This is a genomic window from Gammaproteobacteria bacterium, assembly GCA_028817255.1.
Classification (GTDB): domain Bacteria; phylum Pseudomonadota; class Gammaproteobacteria; order Porifericomitales; family Porifericomitaceae; genus Porifericomes; species Porifericomes azotivorans.
Genome location: JAPPQA010000194.1, coordinates 1 through 3,525, shown reverse-complemented (window position 1 = coordinate 3,525; position 3,525 = coordinate 1). Strand labels below are relative to the sequence as shown.

The following is a 3,525-nucleotide window of genomic DNA, read 5'->3' as shown; positions in this document are numbered from 1 at the left end:
TGCCCCTGGCTTGTCTTTACTGCATTAACGGGGGCAGGAATAGCGGGGTAGGTTGGGCGGCGGGTCCCGCCGGCCCCGGTCTCGCCACGGCTTTTGCAAGCCTTTGATTTGCAAACGTTTTATGGAGGCGCCCCTGTGCTGGGCAAATGCGCGGGAATGTTGTATCTTTATGGTATTACGGTAAAAATCAGGATGCGAAAATCAGGATATGGGACTCTGCCGATGACAACCGCTTGGCGTCTGTTGCGCGACTCGTTCTCGTACTCGCGGGGCTCTCTGTTGTCTCCGGCCCTGGATACGTTGACTATGGGCGGGCTTGGCGTCGGGTTTTTCCTGTTCTTCGTAATTTTCCTCCCCCATGCCGCCGATAGCCTGCACACGCTGTTCATCACCTCGTTCTTTATCTTCTATTTTGTCGCCGCTCCGCATTTTGCCGCCTCTTATCAGATCGCCTACGGCGGCTTCGTCCGGCGCGTGCTCGGGGGCGAGGAGGGTGCGGGCACGGTGATGCGCTACCTGTGGATCGGTCTGCTGGTGCCGGCATTGTTGCTGGGTTACGCGGCCTTCTCCCTGTCGCACGAGCGGGAGACGGCGTTGCGCTACCTCGGCTACCTGGTCAACTTCATGTTTTTCGTCGTCGGCTGGCATTACATCAAGCAGGTGTACGGCTGCGTCATGGTCACCTCCGCGCTGCAAAAGATTTACTACGACCGCAAGGAGAGGATCGCCCTCCTGCTGCCCCTGTACGCCTTGTGGATCGGGGCTTATGCCATGCTCAACCTGGGAGTGGGCGTGGAGGAGTTTATCAAGGTGCCCTACCACAGTCTGAATCTGGACGCCTTGGCGCTGCGCCTGTTCGGGGTGGCGGAGTTATCCGTGCCCGCGCCGTTTCCCGCCATCGTGATCGGGCCGACCTTGAACATCCTGGGCTTCTTCTTCTATTGCGCCATGGCCGCTTCTTTCGCCTGGCTCGTTTGCGTCATGCGGGAGAAGTTTCGCCGTGAACGGAGGTTGCCGCCGGCGGCCGCCGTGGCCGCCTTCGTCTCCATCTATGCCTGGATGGCGCCGGTTTTCCGTGACCCGTACTTCTTTTACCTGATCCCGTACCTCCATGCCGTGCAGTACCTGCCGTTCGTGCTGGCGCGGCGCAGGAACATCGCCCTGGCCGCCATGCGGGGCGCGCCGGCTGCCGCGGGCGGGCGGCCCGGCCTCGATATGGAGCGGGAGGAACGGCTGGCGGCAGGGCAACTCAACCGGCTGGTCCTGGCCGTGCTGGTGGTGGTTCCCTGCCTGCTGGCGATCGAGGCATCGTTCGGATTCTTCGGCCTGGTCCTGCGCCTGTACGATTCTTTCGACGCGGGCTTGCTGGCGCTCGGTTCCCCGTTTGGCCTGGCGGCGGCCATCGCGCTCGCCACCTGGGCGCTTTACCCTCTGGGCAGGAGGCTGCTCGTTATGCAGCATCCGGTGGTGCGGCAGGTTTGCAACTTCTTTTTGTGGGCCTGTGTCCTGGGCTTCGCCGGGTATTACGCCCTGCCCAAGTTATTCGAGTTCCTGGTGCCGCTGGGGGAGCAATATTCGGGTTGGCTGTTCCTGTTCCTGTTCACCGTATTGCTCAACATCCACCATTATTTCATAGACAACGTCCTCTGGAAGAAGGACAACCGCCCCGTGGTCCATTACCTCTTTTCGACCCGGCAATTGCAGGCGCCTGCCGTCCGCGCCGCCTCCTCGCGGTACGCGCATGGCTGAGGGGCCGGGAGACCGGCGATGACGGCTGCCCTTCGCCTGGTGCGCGACTCGTTTTCTCCCTCGCGGGGGTCCCTGTTGTCTCCAGCCCTGGATACGCTGATGATGGGCGGCGCCTCCATCGTGTTTTACCTGCTGTGGCTTTATTGCTTTCCGTATGCCTCGTATGCCGAAGACGCGCGGCAAATGCTCCCGGTGGCGGCCGCCCTGCTGTTTTACGTCTTCAATACCGCGCATGTCGCCGCTTCCTACCGGATCGCCTACGACGGCTTCTTGCGGCGCGTTCTGCCGGCCGGCGGGGAGGACGCAGGCATGACGGTGCGCTACCTGTGGATGGGCGTAGTTGCTCCGCTGTTGTTGCTGGGCTACATGGTATTCGCCTTTCTGCACGAGCGACAGGCGGCGATGCAATACCTGGGCTACCTGTTCGCCTTCATGTTTTTCATCGTCGGCTGGCACTATATCAAGCAGGTGTACGGCTGTATCGTGGTCACCTCGGCATTGCGGAAAATTTACTACGGCCGGGCGGAGAGGTTCGCCCTTCTGCTGGCCCTGTATGCCATTTGGATTGCGACGTTCTCCGCTTCCAACCTGGGGGAGGGATTGCGGATGCGCGAGTATCTCGATGTGCCCTACCCCCAGCCGAATCTGGACGCTTGGTCGCAAAGCCTGTTCGGGACGGCGCATATATCCCTGCCCGCGCTGCTTTTCTCCGGCCCCCGGTCGCTGTCCGTGAACATCGTATCTTTGTGCTATCACGTCACGGTCTTCTCTACTGCCGCCTGGGCCGTTTACGTGTTGGCGGGGAAATTTATTCGGGAGGGAAAGCGGCCGCCGGCCGCCGCCATCGCCGCCTTTGTCTCCATCTACTTATGGCTGGTGCCGGTTTTCTACGAACCTTACTTGGTTTACCTGCTCGTGTTCTTTCATTCGCTGCAATACCTGCCTTTTGTGCTGGCCCGGGAACGGAACGCGAGCCTCGCCGCCATGCGGCGGGAGGGACAGGGGCCGCTCGACATGGAGCGTGAGGGCCGGGTCGCGGCGCGGCAGCTGAACCGGCAGGTTCTGTGGGCGATGGTCCTGGTCCCCTGTCTGCTGGTGGCGGGCGCTTCCTCCGGCCTGTTCGGGATCGCCGTCCCGGAGAGGATTATGGAGGAGGACGTAGCGACGTTGTCCGGCCTGCTCGGGATCGCCTCCAGTCTGGCCGGGTATCTGGATGCAGGGATACCGGGTCTAGGCTCTCCGCTCGCGGTGGTGGCGGTGGTCACGCTCGCCGCCTGGGCGCTCTATCCCCTGGGCAGGGGGCTGCTCGCCAGGCAGCATCCGGCGGCGCGGCAGGTTTGCGGCATGTTCCTGTGGGCCGTCGCCCTGGGATTCACGGCATATTACGGCCTGCCCGTGCTGCTCGGTTCCGTCGTGCCGCTGGATCAGTATTCGGGCTTGCTGTTCCTCTCGCTGTTCCACGTGTTCCTCAACATCCACCACTACATCATAGACAACGTGATCTGGAAAAAGGGCAACCGCCCCGTGGTCCATTATCTCTTCTCGACGCGGCAATTGGATGCGCCTTCCGCCCGGGTCTCCTCCTTGCGGTACGCGCATAGCTGAGGCCCGGGAGACTCCCGATGGCAGCTGCCCTTCGCCTGATGCGCGACCCGTTTTCCCCGTCGCTGGGGTCCCTGCCGTCTCCGGCCCTGGATACCCTGATGATGGGCGGCGCCGCCATGGCCGCCTGGGCGCCTTCCTTGCATTCCGCTCGTATCTGATCCGATGGCCGCC

At 62.4% G+C, this 3,525-nt stretch carries 3 protein-coding genes; all 3 read left to right on the top strand.

Features of this window, described 5'->3' with window-relative positions:
* Nucleotides 1-222 precede the first annotated feature (222 nt).
* The 3 genes from OXU43_07840 to OXU43_07830 are packed head-to-tail and all read left to right on the top strand — an operon-like array spanning nt 223 to nt 3,512.
* Nucleotides 223-1,749, top strand: coding sequence for a hypothetical protein (locus tag OXU43_07840; GenBank protein ID MDD9825065.1), 1,527 nt, complete (start codon nt 223-225; stop codon nt 1,747-1,749).
* An 18-nt stretch (nt 1,750-1,767) separates the two neighbouring features.
* On the top strand, nt 1,768-3,354 hold the full coding sequence (locus OXU43_07835; protein ID MDD9825064.1) for a hypothetical protein: 1,587 nt from the start codon (nt 1,768-1,770) through the stop codon (nt 3,352-3,354).
* Nucleotides 3,355-3,371: 17 nt separating this feature from the next.
* Nucleotides 3,372-3,512 (top strand): hypothetical protein, encoded by a 141-nt coding sequence (locus tag OXU43_07830; GenBank protein MDD9825063.1) that lies wholly within the window; start codon nt 3,372-3,374, stop codon nt 3,510-3,512.
* The last annotated feature ends 13 nt before the right edge of the window (nt 3,513-3,525 follow it).